General features: G+C 72.3%; 2 protein-coding genes. Both read right to left on the bottom strand.

Annotated elements, in window-relative coordinates; all coding sequences use genetic code 11:
• Positions 1–460 (bottom strand): hypothetical protein (locus ABFX50_RS50545; protein ID WP_346158429.1); only part of this gene is annotated, 460 nt, incomplete at its 3' end.
• A gap of 206 nt (positions 461–666) precedes the next feature.
• On the bottom strand, positions 667–1,406 hold a 740-nt coding region (locus ABFX50_RS50540; protein WP_346158427.1), incomplete at its 5' end, for a histidine kinase.

The raw sequence follows: 1,406 nt of genomic DNA, 5'->3' as shown, positions 1-1,406 counted from the left end.
CGTCCGATGACTCGACGGCGCGCCAGTGGAAGGAGCCGGGCTTGACGTCGGAGAAGATCCAACGGGTCAGCACGCCGTCGAAGGTCCCCTCCAGAACCATCTCCTCACCCTGCTGACGAGCGATGAACGGCAGGACCCAACCTCGCGCGGGGCCGATCCACGTGGAACGGATGGCTTTGATCCGCGGATCGTAGAAGCGCAGCGTCGCTCCCCACTCCCCGCTCTCGTCCCCGGTCCTGGCCCGTTCGGCCCGGCTGGGAGCCAGCCACACGTCCTGGATGGCGCGGCCGTCCAGCACCCACCCGAAGTGCCACTCCCCCAGCAGCTCCTCGCTGGCGCCGTCAGGATGGTGGTTCGTCACCGCCACGTCCCAGGAGCCGACGAGCCGGCCGAAGAAGGCCAGCTCGACAGCGGCCTCGGACCGCGGCCCGGCGCTGAGCAGCACATCAGCGAGACTCATACCCGATCACACCCTTCATCGGCAGGAGGCGGCGGGGCGGTATCCGGCCGATCACCCATGCTGGCACGCACGGCCGAGAACACGAGTCGTATGACTGTCAGAATCCGTCGTGTTCCTGCCATGCCCAGCACCGCGTCCCCGGGACGGCCAACCGGCGAACCGGCAGGTCAGCCAGGAGGCGGGAGTGACGGCCTGCGCGATCTGCGTCACGCGGGTGGGTCGGCGGCCGCGCGGCGTGCGAGCGCGGCGGTGGCCAGCCTGTGCAGGTCGGCTGCCTCCTGCACGGCGCGCTCGGGGTCGCGCTCGGCCAGTTCGGCCTTCAACGCGATCACCGACAGATCGCGGCCGAGGAGGTCGTACACCTCACGGGCCAGGCGCAGCCGCTCCTCGGCCGCCTCGAGCCTGGCCTGCGCCGTACGGCCGGACTCCGCCTCGAGCAGCAGCGTCCACAGCCACACGTGAAGGCCGTTGACGGCTACCACGCACAGCGCCGTGACCAGCGTGATGACCGCATAGGCGAGAGGCGCGCCCTGCCACCAGCCGACCGCCACCGAGACGGCGACGGCGGCGCAGCCCGTCCCGATCCGCAGCCACCTGCCGCCCAGGAAGGGAGCGGTGGCCAGCACCGAGCCGCCCACCCAGGCCCAGGTGTGCCAGCGGGTGCCGGCCAGCGGGGCCACCAGGGGCACCGATGCGGCCGCGGCGAGCAGGAAGACAGTCACCAGGCGCGCCAGGGCCCGGCTGGAGACCTGCGGGGTGACGGCGGCGTACAGCACGCCCGCCTGCGCGGCGGTGATCGCCAGGATGCCGATCGCGGCCAGGGCCGGACGGGTCGTGCCGCCGTCCCTGAGCAGTCCGGCCCCCGGCATCACGAGCGTCGTCAGGATCGCCATGCTCAGGGTGGCGAGCGTGGCGATCCTGGCCACGCGCAGGTGCCGGGGATGCG

This window comes from Nonomuraea recticatena, from assembly GCF_039533245.1.
In the GTDB taxonomy this organism is placed as follows: Bacteria; Actinomycetota; Actinomycetes; order Streptosporangiales; family Streptosporangiaceae; genus Nonomuraea; species Nonomuraea roseola.
The sequence above is the reverse complement of the archived record's forward strand: the minus strand, read 5'-3'. Positions and strand labels throughout refer to the sequence as shown.